17 protein-coding genes are annotated in these 17,443 nt (G+C 61.2%); 1 reads left to right on the forward strand and 16 read right to left on the reverse strand.

Annotation, left to right across the window (positions count from 1 at the left end; genetic code table 11):
* Positions 1 to 164 precede the first annotated feature (164 nt).
* The 14 genes from VHX65_20115 to VHX65_20180 form a co-directional block, all read right to left on the reverse strand.
* Complete coding sequence (locus VHX65_20115) at positions 165 to 383, reverse strand: hypothetical protein (protein ID HEX4000863.1); 219 nt, start codon at positions 381 to 383, stop codon at positions 165 to 167.
* Between the two features lie 406 nt (positions 384 to 789).
* Positions 790 to 1,212, reverse strand: a complete 423-nt coding sequence (locus tag VHX65_20120) for an HU family DNA-binding protein (protein HEX4000864.1) — start codon at positions 1,210 to 1,212, stop codon at positions 790 to 792.
* A 513-nt stretch (positions 1,213 to 1,725) separates the two neighbouring features.
* Positions 1,726 to 2,142 carry a YkgJ family cysteine cluster protein gene (locus tag VHX65_20125; GenBank protein HEX4000865.1) on the reverse strand — a complete coding sequence of 139 codons (417 nt, stop codon included), beginning with the start codon at positions 2,140 to 2,142 and terminating at the stop codon, positions 1,726 to 1,728.
* 16 nt (positions 2,143 to 2,158) lie between these two features.
* On the reverse strand, positions 2,159 to 3,331 hold the full coding sequence (locus VHX65_20130; protein HEX4000866.1) for an aminotransferase class V-fold PLP-dependent enzyme: 1,173 nt from the start codon (positions 3,329 to 3,331) through the stop codon (positions 2,159 to 2,161).
* A gap of 45 nt (positions 3,332 to 3,376) precedes the next feature.
* On the reverse strand, positions 3,377 to 4,366 hold the full coding sequence (moaA, locus tag VHX65_20135) for a GTP 3',8-cyclase MoaA (GenBank protein ID HEX4000867.1): 990 nt from the start codon (positions 4,364 to 4,366) through the stop codon (positions 3,377 to 3,379).
* A 47-nt stretch (positions 4,367 to 4,413) separates the two neighbouring features.
* Positions 4,414 to 4,881, reverse strand: a complete 468-nt coding sequence (locus VHX65_20140) for a molybdenum cofactor biosynthesis protein MoaE (GenBank protein ID HEX4000868.1) — start codon at positions 4,879 to 4,881, stop codon at positions 4,414 to 4,416.
* A gap of 105 nt (positions 4,882 to 4,986) precedes the next feature.
* Positions 4,987 to 5,175, reverse strand: a complete 189-nt coding sequence (locus tag VHX65_20145; protein ID HEX4000869.1) for a hypothetical protein — start codon at positions 5,173 to 5,175, stop codon at positions 4,987 to 4,989.
* Between the two features lie 81 nt (positions 5,176 to 5,256).
* Positions 5,257 to 5,502 carry a MoaD/ThiS family protein gene (locus tag VHX65_20150; protein HEX4000870.1) on the reverse strand — a complete coding sequence of 82 codons (246 nt, stop codon included), beginning with the start codon at positions 5,500 to 5,502 and terminating at the stop codon, positions 5,257 to 5,259.
* A gap of 71 nt (positions 5,503 to 5,573) precedes the next feature.
* On the reverse strand, positions 5,574 to 8,669 hold the full coding sequence (locus VHX65_20155; GenBank protein HEX4000871.1) for an anaerobic glycerol-3-phosphate dehydrogenase subunit C: 3,096 nt from the start codon (positions 8,667 to 8,669) through the stop codon (positions 5,574 to 5,576).
* Positions 8,670 to 8,698: 29 nt separating this feature from the next.
* A complete protein-coding gene (locus tag VHX65_20160; GenBank protein ID HEX4000872.1) occupies positions 8,699 to 9,184 on the reverse strand; it encodes a hypothetical protein in 486 nt (161 codons plus the stop codon).
* A gap of 94 nt (positions 9,185 to 9,278) precedes the next feature.
* The gene (locus tag VHX65_20165) at positions 9,279 to 10,064 is read right to left on the reverse strand and encodes a hypothetical protein (protein ID HEX4000873.1); all 786 of its coding nucleotides are present in this window, start codon (positions 10,062 to 10,064) and stop codon (positions 9,279 to 9,281) included.
* 147 nt (positions 10,065 to 10,211) lie between these two features.
* Entirely contained in the window at positions 10,212 to 10,700 is a 489-nt protein-coding gene (locus VHX65_20170) for a 6-pyruvoyl tetrahydropterin synthase family protein (GenBank protein ID HEX4000874.1), read from the reverse strand.
* Positions 10,701 to 10,789: 89 nt separating this feature from the next.
* Positions 10,790 to 11,458 carry a PH domain-containing protein gene (locus tag VHX65_20175; protein HEX4000875.1) on the reverse strand — a complete coding sequence of 223 codons (669 nt, stop codon included), beginning with the start codon at positions 11,456 to 11,458 and terminating at the stop codon, positions 10,790 to 10,792.
* 73 nt (positions 11,459 to 11,531) lie between these two features.
* Entirely contained in the window at positions 11,532 to 12,755 is a 1,224-nt protein-coding gene (locus VHX65_20180) for a 3-oxoacyl-ACP synthase III (GenBank protein HEX4000876.1), read from the reverse strand.
* A gap of 706 nt (positions 12,756 to 13,461) precedes the next feature.
* Here VHX65_20180 and VHX65_20185 point away from each other — a divergent pair.
* Complete coding sequence (locus tag VHX65_20185; GenBank protein ID HEX4000877.1) at positions 13,462 to 14,208, forward strand: gamma-glutamyl-gamma-aminobutyrate hydrolase family protein; 747 nt, start codon at positions 13,462 to 13,464, stop codon at positions 14,206 to 14,208.
* A gap of 147 nt (positions 14,209 to 14,355) precedes the next feature.
* On the opposite strand, the gene VHX65_20190 is transcribed toward VHX65_20185, so the two are convergent.
* A complete protein-coding gene (locus VHX65_20190) occupies positions 14,356 to 15,228 on the reverse strand; it encodes a hypothetical protein (GenBank protein ID HEX4000878.1) in 873 nt (290 codons plus the stop codon).
* 176 nt (positions 15,229 to 15,404) lie between these two features.
* Positions 15,405 to 17,273, reverse strand: coding sequence for a sigma 54-interacting transcriptional regulator (locus VHX65_20195; GenBank protein ID HEX4000879.1), 1,869 nt, complete (start codon positions 17,271 to 17,273; stop codon positions 15,405 to 15,407).
* Positions 17,274 to 17,443: the final 170 nt, after the last annotated feature.

The following is a 17,443-nucleotide window of genomic DNA, read 5'->3' on the forward strand; positions in this document are numbered from 1 at the left end:
AGGGCGGGAAGAGAAGCTCGGAAGCGTAGCGGGGAATTGGGGCTCCGCGGGGCGTGGTCGACATATCGTAAGATTCTACGCGACCGCGGCAACGGCGCTTCCGTCAACCTCTCGCACGGCGAAACCCCGCGCGGGCCGCGCGCCGTAGACGAAAGCGCGTCCTGCTACAAAATGCCGCCGTGCGTGCGATAGGGTGTCATGTGCGAAGGCTGATCGAGGAACCAGAAGCGTTCCCAGTCGTCCAGCATCGTGCGCAAGTCTTCCGACGTATTCAGCAGTTCGTCGGTCCGCCGCACCGGGTCGGCCGAGTATGCCGGCAGAATACATCCGCTGTTTGCGGCCAGCGAGAGCCCGAGGGTCGCAGCTAATAGGAGCCTGCGCATCGAAACAACTCCTCCCTGAGACTTCGAACACTCCGCGCAGACCTGCGCGGAGTGGAACGCTTGTTGCAGCATCGTGCTGCGAACGCGACGCAATTTATTGATGAGAACGCTGTTCTGCCTGCCGGACGACCGCGGATCTCGAACTTGAGAATCGCGAGCAGCCGGCGGAGCAAAGTCGCTTACGACGAGAATCCAAACTACGACGCGAATTGATTTGGTCGAACGACCGTCGCGGGAGGGCCGATGATGAGTATGCTGGCCCGACGCGCGAGCACCGACATTACTGTTTTTAGCAATCCGCGCCGAGGGCAATTTTTCGCCGCGAACTACATCGTATGGCCAATAATTTGAGCCTTTTACCGTGGGAGCAATGCTCAACCGACGGGCCGCTCAATCGACTGTTTGCTCAACCAACAGGCCGATGCGTGGATGTGAATGGGGACGGGGTGCTTGCTGGCGCCGGGGCCGGGCGTTGCAGGGTGTCTTGAGTTTGCGGTGCGGCTAGCGGTAAACCGTTTGAGTCGCTGGCGTTTCGAACTGCCGCTTGGCGCTCCAACTCGCGGACGCGCTCTTCCATTTCCTTGCCCGGCTTGAACGTGACCACGAATTTTTCGGGAACGCTCACTTTCGCCCCGGTCCGTGGGTTGCGAGCCTTGCGAGCAGCACGCTGTTTTACCTCGAAGACGCCGAAGTTCCGCAATTCGATCCGACCCTCTTCCACCAGCGTTTCCACGATGGCATCAAATGTCTTCTGGACAATTTCCTTCGTCTTGAGCTGTGTGAGCCCGATCTCTTCCGATATCGTTTTGACGATTTCTTTCTTGGTCACGACTTCAATTCTCCTTCAGGAGAGAGGGTGGCCGGAATCGATCGCGACGAGCCGCGCCTCGATGGCCGAGTCATGCTCCAAGTGTAGGTGGCATAAGTACTAGTGTCAAGGCGAATCGCTGTATGTTCGTTTATGCAGTTCGCCATTACTGACGCCATGGCTGCCGGATGGAAAGCCGGCCGGGACGAAGCGACCCCTGGTTCTAAGTCTGAATTGTCAAAGAACTTGCATTGTGCGGAACGCGCGGAATTTACCGCTCGCCACACTCAACTATTGATGAGGCTTGTCTTTAGGCAACAAATCAAGGCGTTCCTTCACGTCGCCGACAGGCGACTTCAATCCCACTGCCCAGCATTATCGGCCAGAACAATCGGAAAACTTTATCCAGATCGGAAATTCGCAACAATCGGCAGAATCGGTCTATGGCCAACGGTTCGCTGGCTGACAGAGGATACCCGATTCCGCGATCGAGTCGCGGATTCCGTGGGCCGCCAATGGGAGGCGGGAAGAGCCTCAAAGACGAAACACGGCCGCCTGCTCGAGCACCTTTTCCAACGGCACGAGGTTTCCCTTGCCGCTGCCGGGGCACACCTCACAGGTCTCTTTCCATGCCTGCGGAGTGCGGATGTTCGAATCCCAAAACGGCCAAGTGCGACACTGACGCGGGCGGTCTTCATACACCGTGCAACGCCGGGTCTGATTGTCGAAGAACACGCAATCGCCATTGGCAAACTCGACGAGACTTTTGCGCACGCCCACATCCCGAACGTACTTTTCCTCGAATGCATCCATTTCGAGGCCGAACCGGGCCGCAAGGGCCGCGATCTCGCTCTTGTTTACCCACACATATCCCGGCGCGCCGGTGCAGCAATTGCCGCATTGGGTGCATTTGAACCGCAAACCGTCTTTGAACCAGGGACTATCGTTCATGTCGTTTTCGCTTTCGCTAATCTATCGCGTTTCGGGCAAGCGTGGCCACGCCCGCGATTGCCGCATCCACATCGGATTCGCTATTGAAGGCCCCGAGGCTGAACCGCACGGTGCCCCCGGTGGCCAGGGTGCCCAATCGCTCGTGCATCGCCGGGGCGCAATGCAGGCCGCCGCGGACTTGAATCCCGAATGAGCAATCGAGCAACGTAGCCGCTTCTTGTGGATCGTATCCGCGGATATTGATGCTGGCAACGCCCACACGCCGCGATGAGTCTGCTGGGCCATACACGGTAACGCCGATAATTTCCTGCAAGCCGGCCTGCAGTCGATCGGCTAACGCTGCTTCTCGGGCTGCGATCGCCGCAACGCCTTCTTGCTCCAAGAATTCGACGGCGGCGGCGAGCCCCGCAAGGCCCGGCATGTTCAGATTGCCGGCTTCGTATTTGTCGGGAAGCGAATCGGGCTGGCGGTCGTCTTGGCTGCGTGTGCCGGTGCCACCTTGGCGAAAACTTAGCAATTCGCTCTCCCGGCCCGCGCGGATGTAGAGCAGACCGGTGCCGAGCGGGCCGAGTAGGCCCTTGTGCGCCGGGGCCGCGAGAAAATCGGCGTTCAGGCTATTCACGGAAATCGGCAGATGGCCGATGGTTTGAGCGGCATCGATCAAAAACGCTGCCCCGTGCGATCGAACGACCTGCCCGATTTCCTCAGCCGGCTGGATCGCTCCGGTGACATTCGACGCATGCACGATCGCGACCAACCGTGTCGCCGGACGCAACGCTCGCCGAATATCATCGGGATCCACCAAGCCGGCCGAATCGCAGGCGACTCGCGTCACGCCGATTTGCCGCCGCACGGCCAATTCGCCGAGCGGCCGGAGCACCGAGTTATGCTCCGCCGCGGTTGTGACGACATGATCTCCCGGCCGGAGCCAACCGTGCAGGGCCAGATTGAGGCTGTCGGTCCCGCTATTGGCAAACACGATCTGCCGCGAGCTCTCGGACCCAAGCAGCCGGGCCATATGCCGGCGAGCGGCCGCCACGATCCGATCCGCTTCCAAGCTTGCCGCGTAAGCCCCGCGCCCGGCCGCCGCGCCGACCTCGCGCTGAAACCGATCCACAGCCCGGTAAACCGATTCCGGCTTCGGCCAACTCGTGGCGGCATTATCGAAATACAAACGTCGCGGCGGCATGGCCCCGATTATATCTCCGGCATGCGGCCAAGTCGCGACCGGCGTTTACCCGCCGATTTGGTACATCGCCCGCTGCGGTTTGACGAAATCGGCCGTGTCGATGCCGTGGCCGGCTCGCTTGGCGCCGATCGCCGACTCGATCAGTTCGGCAAGCTGTTCGTCGCTGCCGCCGCCGCGCAGCAACGCTCGCGCATCCCATTCGGTTGTCGAGAAGAGGCAATTGCGGATTTGGCCTTCGGCGGTCAGGCGCAGCCGATTGCACTTGCCGCAGAACGAATGCGTCACCGGATTGATGAATCCCACACGGCCGGCGCCGTCTTGATATTGAAAATCGGTGGCGGGCTGGCTTGGATCTTCGGCCAAGATTGGTTCCAACTCGCCGACCTCGCGGGAGAGAATCGCGCGAACGTGGTCGCCCGATAGCACCTGATCTTTTTGCCAAACGCCGTCGGCGTCGAGCGGCATGAACTCGATGAAGCGTAATTCGAGACCGTGCTGCCGGGCGAATCGGGCCAAGGGAATGATCTGCTTCTCGGTCAGGCCGCGAATCGACACGGCATTCAACCGGATGCGGCGGAATCCCGCCTCCTTTGCCGCGGCAACGCCCGCTAGCACGCGATCCAACCCCTTGCGCCGGGCGATCCGGCGGAAGGAATCCTCGTCGAGAGCATCAAGGCTAATGTTCAACCGGTGCAGTCCGGCGGCGCGAAGCTCGGCGGCGAGTTCGGGCAGCAGCAGGCCATTGGTCGTGAGCGCGAGATCGACGATGCCATCCACGGCAGCCAGGCGGCGGACGAGCGAGGCAATGTTGGCTCGCACGAGCGGTTCGCCGCCCGTTAGACGAATCTTATTCACTCCCAGCCCGGCCACGACCCTCACGAATCGCTCGATTTCCTCGTAGCTGAGCAATTCGTCGCGTGGCTTGAACTGCACGACCTCGGTGGGCATGCAATAGAAGCAGCGGAGATTGCAGCGATCGGTAACGCTGATCCGTAGATTTGTGTGAATCCGGCCAAAGCTATCGACGAGAGGCATAGGATTCAGCCGGCGTGCGGGGGCCAGAAGGTTCTTTCGCGGAAATGTTAGTCAGGGTCGTCGGGCGGAGCTGAAGTTCTGTCAGGCTGGAAAGCCTGACCTACGAGGCCTGGATGGACCCACGTGCTCGTTCCATCGGCCCAATTTTCGCGCTTCCAAATCGGCACCACTTGTTTCAACGTGTCGATCAGCCATTCTCCCGCGGCGAAAGCAGCATCGCGGTGTGGCGAACTTACCGCGACCGCCACACTCGCCTCACCGACCTCAAGATGCCCAAGCCGATGAACGATCGAGCAAGCGGTCAATTCCCATCGCCGGCGAGCCTCGGCCTCGAGCTTTGCCAGCAATTTGCTTGCCATATCATTATACGATTCGTAGTCGAGGGACGCAGTCGCACGGCCCGCCGACTGGTTGCGGGTGGTGCCCACGAAGAGCAATAGGGCGCCCGCGGCCGGAGAAGCCACCTCGGTCAAGACTGCAGCCAGATCGATCGCGTCCGTGGTCAATCGGATCATTGGCGGCTAGGGCTGATGGACGGGCCCGACGGCGAAAATAGCAGCCGGTGTTGCTTAGGCCGCAGCGGTGCATTGTGCCAAGCGACAATGCGCGGCCTCCGGATGCTAGCGGCGACGATCGAAGATCCGCTCGCCGCCAGCTTGCGTGGCCGAGGGCCTACGGTCTGATTCGGGCTTGGAATAGTTCGCCTGCGGGTCGCTGGCGGCTTCGTGGAATAAATCCTGAATCAGTTCGTCGCTGTCGACCAAGTCGGGAAACTTTTCCAACAGGGTCAAGACTTCTTGCTTTTTCATGACATCCTCGCCATTTAAAGGCCATTCGGCGGACTGAAGACGGTCGTGGACTGAACTGCCCCGTCGCGGCATCCTCTATCTTTATCCACCACTTACCGGCGGGATGCAAGCCACCTCATCCCCAACTGCGAGGGGGCTTCTGTCCAGGGCGTATTCCGAATTTACCGCAATCAGCATTCCGGCAATCAGCGGGGAAAGGGCCGGAATCGCGGCACTAAGGCACACCCGCAAGTCGCCAACTGTGGCCCCGGGCGGCAGTTCGACAGCAATCTTGTCGTCGCCGTAAAGCTCTTTGGCCAAAGCAAATAGCTTGACTACGAGTTTCATGGGACACCGGTTCGCTGCTTCACGAACGCGAGGGGTAATGGAGCAAAATCGGGCTCCTGCTCGAACGCTTCTTAGGTGACAAACAGATCCTGCCCGCGGTTGGTGATTTTCTCTGCTAGTTCGGGCATCAAGCCGTAGGCCAGCGCCAGCAGTTTCAAAGGATGCAGCGTCGGTTTGTTGGTCCCCTGCTCCATTTGCATCTTGCAAGCACTGCATTCGGTCGCGCCGGCCTGAATCTCGGGACGCCGCATGTGCGAGATCAAATCCCAACCGGCGCGGATGCTGCTGCGATAGTTGGCCTGCTTGAGCCCGTAGGTACCCGCCATGCCCGAGCATCCTTTTTCAACCCGTTGCACACTCAGGGCGGGGATGAGCCGCAGCAAGTGTTCCGCCGGCACGCCGGCCGTCAATGACGACCGCGAGGCAGGTTCGCGGCTCAAGACCGCTTTGCTGTGGCAAGGCGTATGGTAGGCAAGGGATGCGTTGAGCGGCTGGAAGTCGAGCTGCAAGTTGCCGTTCTGATGGAGACGCCACAGATAAGTGCATGCTTCCACCGTTCCGCTGGCCACGAGCCGAGCCTCGTCGTCGTCGATAAGATTCAAATATTCGTGCGTTAGGCAGAGCGCCGTCGACGGCTCCGTAACGATGATTTGATAACCCTGGCGAACTGCCTCGGCCAGCAGCGGAATATTCTTGGCCGCAAACCGGCGGGCACCATCCACGGCACCCATCGAGATCATTCCCATGCCCGAGGGATATTGGTTGGGGGGCACATAGACGGCGACACCGTTGTGCTCCAGCACGGCCACCAAGGCTTCGGCAAGCTTGGGGTCGTGGTAGTTGGCATAGGTGTCGACGAAATAGAGCACTTTCCGGCCGCTGCGGCGAGTTGGCTTGGTCAAGCGGCGTCGAGCCGCGAAACGCAAGAAACTCGACGGCGCGAAGCGGGGCAGTTTTCGCCCCTGTGCAATCCCCAACAGCTTTTCGAGCACCCAGCGGGCCTGCCGATTTCCTACCGCCCAATTGGCGAATGGGCTGAATCGGCTTCCCCAAGCGCTGAGCAAGTCGAATCGGGCCAAGAGCCAATCGCTGGGGCGAAGACCATTGGTCGCCACATAGGCGGCCTTGGCTTCGATCATCAACTTCGGAATATCTACCCCCGCCGGACATTCGAGCCGGCACTGATGGCAATTCACGCAAAGATCGGCAATGCTTTTCATCTCATCGGTCGCCAGAACCGATGGATCGAACTTTCCAGCCACGACGCCACGGATCAGATTCGCTTTCGCCCGCGGCGAAGCTTCTTCGGCGGGGTTGGCGCGAAAAATCGGGCACATCCGCAAATCGCTCGATTGGGCTCGGCACGTGCCGCAGCCGTTGCAACCGCGTGCCGTGGCGGCCATCATGGCGGCGCCCCAATTCAAATGCATTTCCAACGGGGCGGCGACGGGAAATGCTGCCGCCGCTGAACCGTTGGTCGCAGCCGCGGACCCATTTCTCGCGCGGGGCTCCAATGCGGCCGCGGGAACTCGGCCCCCCGGCAATGCCGCCCCATCGGCGCCGCCGATCGAGCTGGCCTCCGCCAGCGCTGTTTGCGGACGCAGATCGCGCGTCAGCGAGCGGCCTTCGTCGCCCACGATTTTGCCGGGATTGAGAATCCCGAGCGGATCAAAAATCTGCTTCACTTCGCGGAACACATCATACAACTCGCCGAACTGCTGCCGCACGAACGGCGTTCGGCTCAGGCCATCGCCATGCTCGCCGCTAATCGTCCCACCGACATCGAGCACTTCGCGATACAGATCGGCGGCCAGGTCTTCCATCTTGCGGACGTCTTCGGCATTCGTCAGATCGAGAAACGGTCGAACGTGCAGTTGTCCGTGACCGACGTGGCCAAACAGCGACGCGGTCACCTGGTGGCGCTTCAGCGTGTTTTGCATTCGCACCAGAAAATCCAGCAGCGCCGCTGGCGGCACCGCCAGGTCTTCCACGAACGGCAACGGACGAGTCGAGCCCTTCAAGCGGTGCAACGTCGGCACGACGCGCCGCGCCAACTGGCAATAGAGATCGATTTCTTCGCGATCGAACGCTTGCCGAGCGTCGAATGCAAGATGCTTCTTTCGCCGCACGCGGTCGACGGTTTGCGTCAGCCGCTGGCGCACCGTGGCCGCGTCGTTTCCCGATTGCTCGACCACCAATAGCGCTTCCGTCTCGGCGGGAATCAGCAACGCGTATTCGGGATAGTTTTCGCGTGCCAGGCTCAAATGCCGCCGGTCCAACAGATCGCAGGCACACGGCTCGAACTGGAGAATCTCTTGCACGGCCTGCGCGGCCCGCTCCAGCGATTCGAAAAACAGCACGCCGACGCCCCGATACCGCGGCGCCGCCACGGTCGAAAGCGTCGCTTCGGTGATCAAGGCCAGCGTGCCTTCGCTACCGGTCAAAAGCCGCTCGAGATGCAAGCCGTCGGAATCGAGCACGTCGCTCAATTGATAGCCGGAGCGGTCAAGCAGCGTCTTCGGCCGGCGGTCGGCGATCAGTTGGGCATTCTGCTCCAACAGCGTATGCAGACGAAGAACCAATTCCTGCCGCCGCGATGGGGCCAACCCGTCGGCCGTCGTCGGAATCGGCTCGCGGCCGACCTCCCAAACCGTCCCGTCGGCGAGCACGACTTGCAAGCTTTGCACGTGCCGCCGCGCCGAGCCGTATTGCAACCAATGGCTTCCCGAGGCGTCGATGGCCACGACGCTGCCCATCGTGGTCACGAGGCTCATCGCCGGATCGGGCCCGAACAGCCGCCCCGAGAGCGCCAAATGCTCATTCAGAACCGCGTGAACCATTCCCGGCTGGACGCGCACCCGATCGTCGTCGATGCGAATGATCCGCCGCATATAACGGCTGAAATCGATTACCAGCCCGCGGCCGAGCGATTCGCCGGCCAGGCCGGTTCCCGCGCCGCGGGGTTGGATCGGAATCCGCTTCTCGGCAGCATATTGCATGCATGCCACGACGTCGGCAGTGTTGCGCGGCCGCACCACGCCGAGCGGGCGGATCTCGTAGATGCTCGCATCCGTGGCGTACAGCTGCAGAAAGACATCGTCGCAGCGCACATCGCCGCGAATCAGTCCGCGCAGGTCGTCTTGTATGCGTTGCCGCTCCGGGTCCATCGTCCGCCGCGTGATGAGAGCATGCTAGTTCAGCGAGGCACCGCCGATTGCCGGCGCTCATGTTGCTCGAGCCGAGCCTTTTGCTGCCGATGCCGCTCGTGGGTTTCGAGATTGAACGGCCCGTGAGCATCGAGCCCCGCCGAGCCGCGATATTGAGCCCCGCAGCGATAACACATCAGCGCGTTGGGCACGAGCAAATACAACGCAAGATCGGCCAGCGCCGTGGCGAAAAGAACGGCAAAAGTCAGGTAAGTTTCATGAAAACCCCACGTGACGCAGCTTGCCGCCAGACCCAACACGACCAATCCGACCCCCACCTGCTGCGGAAAATCCTTGCGCACGAACAGGTCGACACTCGGGCAAACCAAACACCGCGCCAGCCGGCCATCTTCAATCGCGTCGGCCGAAATCGGAATCGTCTGCCCGCAACCGGGACACGAGAATTGGATCGCACCATCGGCCAGTTCGACCCGGCCGGGCTGACGACAGTGTGGACAGACAAACGTGGCGTTCATGAGAAGGGGCGAGGGGCGAGGGGCGACGGGCGACGGTCAACGGCGATGGGATGGGGCCGTTGGCGTTCCACGGGACCAGCAGCACCTAACTAAATCATAACGGAAACAGCGTATGGGCGGATAGGAGTTGCGAGGTCAGCTCGCCGATAAACACCCCGATCACGGCGACATAGAGAATGCCCGTGGCGCTTTGCGTGTTGGGAATTTTCAGCGTTTGCCAAGCCATCCCGGCCATCGCGCCGACGCCGATCAAGCCCGCCAACCAGCGCAAGACGACGAACGCGATCGGCGGAGGCCCACCCAGTTGGAATTGAAGCATCGCGCCGGCCCCGCAAACGACCGCCCGGGCAATCGTCGCCACCGCAACCAGCACCAGCAACCGCCGCAACGGGCCGAGTTCCATCGTCGGAGTGTTCAAATACCAGTGGCCCAAAAACATTGCCCCCAGCACCGATCCCAGCAGCAAGCCGGCAGTCGGCGGATCGGCAAACCGTAGCAGTGAGACGAGTGGTTCGGAGGACGAGACCGGCCGTGGCTCGTGGCTCGTGGCTCGTGGCTCGTGAAGTTGGCCTGCGACTTGCCAATCGCCGACCAATGCGACGGTCGCGACGACCGCGAGAAGCGCCACGCCGAGCCGGCGTTTTTCATATAGCCACGCGACCGCCCCTGCGTAGCTCAAACCCGCAGCAATCAGCGGCAATAGCGTCCGCTCCCCTTCCGGCAGGCTCAACGCCGCCAGTGCCGCCAAGACGCACATGCCGAGAATCACATACAAGTGATTACGGTAGAATCCGCTGGTCACCTTGCGCGGCGGCGTGATCGCCATCGCCACGGCAAGCCCGAACGAAGCGCGAAGCAGAAATTGGATCAGGATCGACACGGAGGGGAAAACTCAATCAGCGATCGCCGGTTCTTGCGAAACGTTGGTTAGCACGTGAACGCTCCGCGCGGTTCCGGAGAAGCGGCGCAAGTGGCTTGGGCGGCCCGCGTTCGTTGGCCACTCGCTTCGTTCGCCAACCAGCGGCAGCTACTCGACGATCTCGCATACTGCCGACTGACCGAAGCACTCGTCCACTTCGATCCGCAGCCGCCCGGGACGGACGCCTTTAGCGGCAGCCATGTCGGCCAGCAGCCGCTCTGCGATATAGCGGGCGAGCAGCTCGGCTGTCGTGTTGGCTACGGGCAACAGCTTACAATCGCCCCGGGGGAAAAGCCAGCGGCGCTCGGCAAACGTCGCCTCGACGCATGTCTCGTCGGCTCGAACGCGAATCGTCGGATGCTCGGTCGCCAGCAACACGTAATGATCCAGTTCGTCCACGATTGCGCGCAGCGCGTCGCGCAGCGCGATAAAATCGACGACATAGTGGTTCTCGTCGAGCGCGCCAAACCATTCCGCGCCGACGCGATAATTGTGCCCGTGCAGCCGCTCGCAGATATTTCCCGCAAACGTGATGAAGTGCGCAGCGCTAAAGACCAGATAATCTTTGGCGATCCGAACGTGGTACGAGGCCGGCATGGAAGAAGATGCGGGGCGGCACTTTGCGATTGCTTTTGACGACGGTTGGGCGGTTCCGGACGTCCTGCCGCTCAAGCCGATCCTTGATCTCAACTCGATTCAATATACAGTCCGCGGCGGTTGCGTTCCGCACGCCGGGCCTGATCGATCAGGTCGGACACTTCCTGCACGTGCTCGATTCCCTGCAGCCAGAATTTCGGCACGCTTTTGTCGGTCGAGGTCAGCGTGATCGAGCCGACGTCGAACATGCGCTCGACCAGATTCTGCTCGAATTGCAGGTCGTCGATGTCGATCACTTCGATCCGCTCGGTGACGCGATGCAAAATCCCACGCTCCAGAAAAAAGCGTTGGTTCGTCAGCCGGTAGCGAATGCCCAGCCGGCGGCACAGCATTGAAAGTCCGACCACGATCCATAGCAGCACCAGCACTGCCAGGATCACGAACGGGGCGTATCCGGTGTGAAATGGAACGAGCGCCGCCAGCCCCGCCAGGCTGAGCAGGATGGCCGACAGCAGCGTGCCGGTCATGGCTTTGTAGCTATAAGTGCCACGCCACAGTTCTTGCTCGGCCACATCGCCGGCCGCCCGGATCTGGGCACTGCGATTCTGCAACTGTTCGGCCGTGTTGAGCGGGGGCGCGGGTGATTTGCCCAAGGGATGGCCCGTGTGCTGCACCGGCGCGTCGGCCATGCGCCGGCCGCAACCCGGGCAGAATGCCGCCGAATCCGGAATCTCGCTGCCGCAGTGTGGGCATTGCATAAGGCCAAATCCTACGGTCTTGCGTTCCGGCTGGGTGCCCAGCTTTGCGGAGTGAGCGCCAAAAGCGGCTTGCTTATTTCGCCGCGAACGCGGCCGGTCGCACCGCTTCCGCGCTTCCCGGCAATGCGGCCGCCGGCAGCGACGCCGCCGGCAATGGAATGCAGCTCCGCTGCCAATCCACGGCCAGCATCAATACATTGATCCCCGATCCGATTCCGAGCAAGGCCACATGGTCGTCTTTCACCAAATGCCCCTGCTCGATGCCGAGCGCCATGGCCATCGGCAACGCCACCGAACCCGTGTTGCCGAGCATTTCCACGGTCGGGAAATCGATCGCAAGATCCAAGCCGAGCGCTTCGAACATCAGTTTGCGGTGGGTCGAACCCACTTGGTGGCAAAATGTCTTGTCGATATCGGCGGCCGACCAATTCAATTCCTGCTGAAAATCGCCGAAGGTCTCCTGCCCCATGCGGATGCCCTCGAGCATCAATCGTTCGGAATCCGTGTCCATCAGGGGGCGCATGTCGCCAGCGACCGATTCATCGCGGCCGCTATGGCATAGGCCGTGAAAACGCGTATCAGTCCGTGCGGTGGCGGCGAGCAGCCGATTTTGTGTGCGGCTCGAATCGCGGTGCGTCAAAAGCACCGCCGCGCTTCCAGAGCCGATCGTCAGCGACGCGATTGCTCGCTTCAATTCATTGCGGCCGAGGCTCGTGTCGGCATTGAGCCGAGCGATCGTGGTTTCGACGAGTTGCCGTCCACCCTCGGTTCCAACTACCAGTCCCGCACGGATCTGGCCGAGCTCGATCATGTTGGCCACCTGCACGACGCCGTCGAGAATGCCAAGGCAGGCATTCGAAACGTCGTAGATCAGGCATTCGCGCGGCAGGTCGAGGCGATGATGAACGGTGCAGGCGGTAGCAGGTTCGAGAAAATCGCGGCACACTGAGGCATGAATCAGGCAGCCGATTTCGCGCGGATCGATCGACGCGGCCTGCATGGCCCGCGCCGCGCTTTCGACGCTCTTTTGGCTCGGCAATACGCCGCGGGGCCAAAATCGCCGTTGGCGAATGCCGGTGATCATTTCCAGCCGCCCAGGCGTCAGGCGAAGCCGATCGTACAGCGGCTTCAGCCAGGATTCGATTTCTTCCGAACTGACAACCTCCTCGGCCAGCGTATAACCGAAGCTTTCCACGCAGACGTTTTGATACTTCATGTCGGGCCAACGCAGACTGGCGAAGCGGAAACCGAACCGGCCGCGCGCCAACGGGCAACGCGACAAACCAAGTGCCAGCATACACTTCCGCCGCCAAGGCGTAAAGACGCGACAGAGGACGGCGAGGCTCATGCGCGGGCAACGAAGCGCGTTCACACAACGGCACGACCCGTGATTCTTCGTCTTCATCGCCCCGATTTCGCCGCGGCGGCAAAAGTGCTTGCACACCATGTTGTGCAAGCACTTTTGCGAACCGCAAGATGATGGCCCTCTATTTACAGGGAAATTCGACGCTGTAAATTCGCCTTCGTTGCTCGCGGGCCCTTCTTGCGGCCCCAAACAAGGACGTTTTTCAACAAGGATGTTATTCGCGGCGCGGCCAAGGAATGGGCGAATAGGGACAGTCGCTCGGCCCAGCGGTTTTCACGGACGAAAAAGTGTTCACGGACGATTGCGTTCAGGATGAAGTGTTCAGGACGGACACGAACTGAATTTGGCATCGGGAGAGCCATCGCCGGTTAACGCCCGGCAAAAAAACAGAACCAATTCGGCAAGGTCGCCGGTCGGTTCGAATCTCAGTCGGCGCATTCGCTGCCGCTGAGCAAGTGGAAATGTTCCTCACGTGGATCGACGATTGATTCTCGGCTTTGATCCTTCGGCGGACCATCCAATGAAACAGAGCAGATGCGCTGTTCGCATCGATCGTGCCCATGGCGGGCCGATCCGCTCGGCTGGCCGGCTCGAAGGATCGCAAACGGGCACAGGACGTTGCCCAGAAGGAATTGCGATGCGCACGAAACCCATGATCGGTTTGAATGCGGACTACCGCGCTGCGAAGAAAGATGCTCCTGCGTTCACCTTCCTTGCATCCGGATACTACGACGCAATTACGGCAGTCGGCGGAATCCCGGTGATCATTCCACCGCTGACCGAAGAAGCCGATTTGAAGCGAATTCTGGACCTCCTCGACGGCATGGTGATGGTCGGCGGAGCCGATCTCGATCCGCGCCGCGACGGATTCATGCTGCACCCCACGGTGCGGCCAATGGAAACCCGCCGCGAAGATTTCGATCGCATGCTGATCCGGCTGGTGGCCGACCGGCGCTTGCCGATGTTCGGAATCGGGGCCGGCATGCAGTTGCTCAATCTGTCGCAAGGGGGCAATCTATTCCTGCACATTTCCGAAGACATGCCCAAGGCCGTGCCCCATAAAGATCCGCTCGATCCGGCACATCGTCACGGGCTGGAAGTCGTGCCGGGCTCGCTCATGGAGCGCGTCTATGGCGACGGCGAAATCCGCGTCAATAGCCTGCACCACATGGCGGTCGACGAAGTCGCGCCAGGATTCCGCGTCACGGCCCGTTGCCCCGATGGCGTGATCGAAGCCATCGAGAGCACCCGCGACGACTGGTTCGCGATGGGCACGCAATTCCACCCCGAAAGCGAATCGGCGTCGGCGCTGGACGTGCGCATCTTCGAAGAATTTCTGATCGGGATCACCGGCGAAGTGATGATCCTGCCGATGGCCGCCTGAGCGGTTTCCGAAAGCAAATCCAAACGCACGGGGACGCGAGCCAAGCCACAATCGCTTGGCTCGCGTCCGCTGTTTTAGGGGTCGCTGCCGCTTCGTCGGGTGCGACTGCCGGCTTGTCCAGCAGTGGCAGCCGATAGTCGCAGATGGCTACCCGTCGCGGGGAGTGCCACGGGCATTTTCGCCGCCGAAAAATTTCGTCAGATCGATCCCGCCTTTTTGCTCTTCTTCCAAGAGCTTGATGCGGGTCTCGAGCCGTTCTATCCGCCGCATCAGCGCCGGGATGATTTCCGATGTCCGCTCGATCGGCTCCAGCCGGGGCACGGCCGGGTAGCCCAATTGTCGATGCAGCGCGGCGAACAGCAGCAGCGGATCCTTGCGGCGATTGGCCCAAGCGATGCGCCCTTCGCGCTCGCCGAAGAGCGCCGACTTGCCGGCATTTTCCAGCGGCAGGCCTTGCCGTTCGCGGTCTTGGATATAGCGCCGGCTGCGCACGTAAATCAGATCGGCGAAATCGACGATGCCCACCTGTCGCCGCACGGTGCCGATCCATTCGCGCCACGCATCGTCGAACAGCGGATCGCCGGCGACCGCCGCCAGGCCGTGATCGTAGCCGAGCCGATTGCGGCACAAACACTCGAATTCGTAGATAAAAATTCCTTGCGGCGTCGCTCCGGCCGCCCGATATTGAGCCTCGCGCTCCAGGATCGTCAGGGCCACCGACAGGTCGAATTTCCCGCGGTCGGCCTCGGCCTCGGCCACGACGTAGGTCTGAAACGGCGTAAAATAGTGCGACAGCTTTGCCATCGCCGTGGAAAACATGCCCCGCAGCCGAAGCTCCGCCGCCAGATAATCGAGCGCCAGCGGCAAACGCGTCGTGCTGAGAATTTCTTCCTTCACCGAGACGAGAAGTTCTTGCACCGACATATTCTGCCGCATCCGCTCCCCCAGCGCCCGAAACAAATGCGCCTGCTCGACATATTCTTCGCGATCGAGAACCGCAGTTGGATTCAGACCAGCCATTCGGGAAAGCATTGGGTGAGCGGAGAGTACCAGGAGATCACGCCGAAGATTCTACCGTCTTTGGTATTACTTATTCTGCTTCGTATTCGCGTCTTTCGCGTAATTCCTAGTTTCCCTGCTTCGGTTCCGTGTCTATCCGCTTAATCCGTGGTTCACTTCTCTTCGTGGCGTGGCGATCAACGTTCGATGCCGTATTCCTCGATCTTGCGGTAGAGCGTGGCCCGGCCGATTGCCAACAGCTTGGCGGCTTCCGGAACGTTGCCGGCCGTGCGGCGCAAGGCTTCGGCCACCAGCTTGCGCTCCCAATGGTCGAGCCGCAGCGAATCGAGTTCGCCGCCGGCGCCGCTGCCGCGCAAGCCCAGGTCGTCGGGCTCGATCTCGCTGCCGCTGGCCAACACCACGGCGCTATCGATCACGTTCCGCAACTGCCGGATATTGCCCGGCCAGGAATAGCTCAACAGCTTTTGCCGTGCTTCATTGGAAAGCGACAATCCCGGCCGGCCGTGTTGACGGCGGAAGTGGTCAAAAAAATAGTTCAGCAGTAGTTCGATGTCACTGCCGCGATAGCGTAGCGGCGGAACATTCAGGTCGAACACGGTCAGGCGGTAGTACAAATCTTCGCGGAATTTCCGCTGTTGCACATGCGATTGCAAATCCTGGTTTGTCGCGGCGATGACGCGCACATCGACCGTGATTTGCTGCGTTGCGCCGACGGGCAAGAACGGGTGCCCTTCGAGAATTCGCAGCAGCTTGGCCTGGCCTTCCCAAGTGAGTTCGCCGATCTCGTCGAGAAACAGCGTGCCGCAGTCGGCCTGCTGGAAGTAGCCCGTATGATCCCGATCCGCGCTGGTGAACGAGCCGGCCTTATGGCCGAACAACTGGCTTTCCATCAGCTCGCTGGGAATCGCGGCGCAGTTGACCGATAGCATCGGCCGGTCGGCCCGCGGGCTGGCGCGATGGATTGCCCGGGCGACCAACTCCTTTCCCGAGCCGCTTTCGCCGCGAATCAGCACACAGCCGGTGCTGCGAGCGACGCGGTCGATCTTTCCCTTGAGATCGGTCATCGCGGGGCAATCGCCGATCAATTCGCTATGGCCCGACGACTGGGCCATCAGGCGGCGATAGTCGGTTTCCAAGCTGGCTCGCTGCCTCGCCCGCACGAGAGCAACGACCATGATATTGGCCAGGGAAATGCTGAAATCGAAATCGCTCTGGCGAAATCGGCCGCGCTGGAGATAGGCGTGCAATGCGCCGACGGTCACCCCCTGCCGCACGAGCGGCACACACAGTGCATCGGCAAAGTGCGACAGGCTGGCGGTTGTTTTGTCGGCCTTTTGCCGGGCGATCCACACCGCGTTGCCCTGTTTGCACACCAACTCGGTGAGCGATTGGCTCAAGCGGATCGGCTCTGCGGCCGTCTCGGGAATCACCATCTTCGGCTTCAGCCGACCCGCCTCGTCGACCCACAGGAAGCCGACCACCGCGGCATGCGTTTGCTCGCGCAACAAATCGAGCGATACCTGCGTGACTTCGTCGGGATGGTCGAGCGCCAACAGCCGAAGGCTCAACTGATAGAGTACCAAAAGTTGCCGGGCTTGATCGGTATCGCGGAGCGCGCTGAGCGCGATTACGCCCGTGTCGCCGGTCGAACTGCCGCCGAACATCGGGAGGTTCTTGACGATCGTTTGCGTGAAGTCGGCATCGGGATCGGTGCTGACCGTCGGCGGCTGATCCGAAACCTGAAACGCGAACTCGGTCGAACCAATGCGCACCGTGTGGCCGTCGGCGAGCACGGCGTCGTCGGCGCGCTGATCGTTGACGAAGGTGCCATTGCGGCTGTCGGCATCGACCACCATCCAATGCTGATCGACGAATTTCAAAACGGCGTGAACCCGCGAACAGAGCGGATCCGTAAGCACGACCGCGCAATCGGGATCGCGACCGATCCGGCATTCGACGGCCGGGTCGAGTAGAAACGTGGTGCCGGCCCGGGCCCCGGCCGTCATCGTCAGATACGAGTATTTGGAAGCCGTTACGACAGTCACCAAAAACTCCTGAATCGTGCTTCGATGCCGGAGAAGCAACGCGAGCGTGCCGTTGTCTAAAATTCGCCGATCAACACACTAGCCCGAAGCGTCGGCGAGGACCAAACACACTAGCCCGAAGCGTCAGCGAGGACCAAACACACTAGCCCGAAGCGTCAGCGAGGAAATTA

The organism is Pirellulales bacterium (genome assembly GCA_036267355.1).
Taxonomy (GTDB): Bacteria; Planctomycetota; Planctomycetia; order Pirellulales; family DATAWG01; genus DATAWG01.

Bases quoted from the DNA above. Each gene is read 5' to 3' on its own strand.
- VHX65_20115 (HEX4000863.1), bottom strand. From the start codon at position 383: ATGCGCAGGCTCCTATTAGCTGCGACCCTCGGGCTCTCGCTGGCCGCA.
- VHX65_20125 (HEX4000865.1), bottom strand. From the start codon at position 2,142: ATGAACGATAGTCCCTGGTTCAAAGACGGTTTGCGGTTCAAATGCACC.
- VHX65_20130 (HEX4000866.1), bottom strand. From the start codon at position 3,331: ATGCCGCCGCGACGTTTGTATTTCGATAATGCCGCCACGAGTTGGCCG.
- moaA (HEX4000867.1), bottom strand. From the start codon at position 4,366: ATGCCTCTCGTCGATAGCTTTGGCCGGATTCACACAAATCTACGGATC.
- VHX65_20140 (HEX4000868.1), bottom strand. From the start codon at position 4,881: ATGATCCGATTGACCACGGACGCGATCGATCTGGCTGCAGTCTTGACC.
- VHX65_20145 (HEX4000869.1), bottom strand. From the start codon at position 5,175: ATGAAAAAGCAAGAAGTCTTGACCCTGTTGGAAAAGTTTCCCGACTTG.
- VHX65_20150 (HEX4000870.1), bottom strand. From the start codon at position 5,502: ATGAAACTCGTAGTCAAGCTATTTGCTTTGGCCAAAGAGCTTTACGGC.
- VHX65_20155 (HEX4000871.1), bottom strand. From the start codon at position 8,669: ATGGACCCGGAGCGGCAACGCATACAAGACGACCTGCGCGGACTGATT.
- VHX65_20160 (HEX4000872.1), bottom strand. From the start codon at position 9,184: ATGAACGCCACGTTTGTCTGTCCACACTGTCGTCAGCCCGGCCGGGTC.
- VHX65_20170 (HEX4000874.1), bottom strand. From the start codon at position 10,700: ATGCCGGCCTCGTACCACGTTCGGATCGCCAAAGATTATCTGGTCTTT.
- VHX65_20175 (HEX4000875.1), bottom strand. From the start codon at position 11,458: ATGCAATGCCCACACTGCGGCAGCGAGATTCCGGATTCGGCGGCATTC.
- VHX65_20180 (HEX4000876.1), bottom strand. From the start codon at position 12,755: ATGCTGGCACTTGGTTTGTCGCGTTGCCCGTTGGCGCGCGGCCGGTTC.
- VHX65_20185 (HEX4000877.1), top strand. From the start codon at position 13,462: ATGCGCACGAAACCCATGATCGGTTTGAATGCGGACTACCGCGCTGCG.
- VHX65_20190 (HEX4000878.1), bottom strand. From the start codon at position 15,228: ATGGCTGGTCTGAATCCAACTGCGGTTCTCGATCGCGAAGAATATGTC.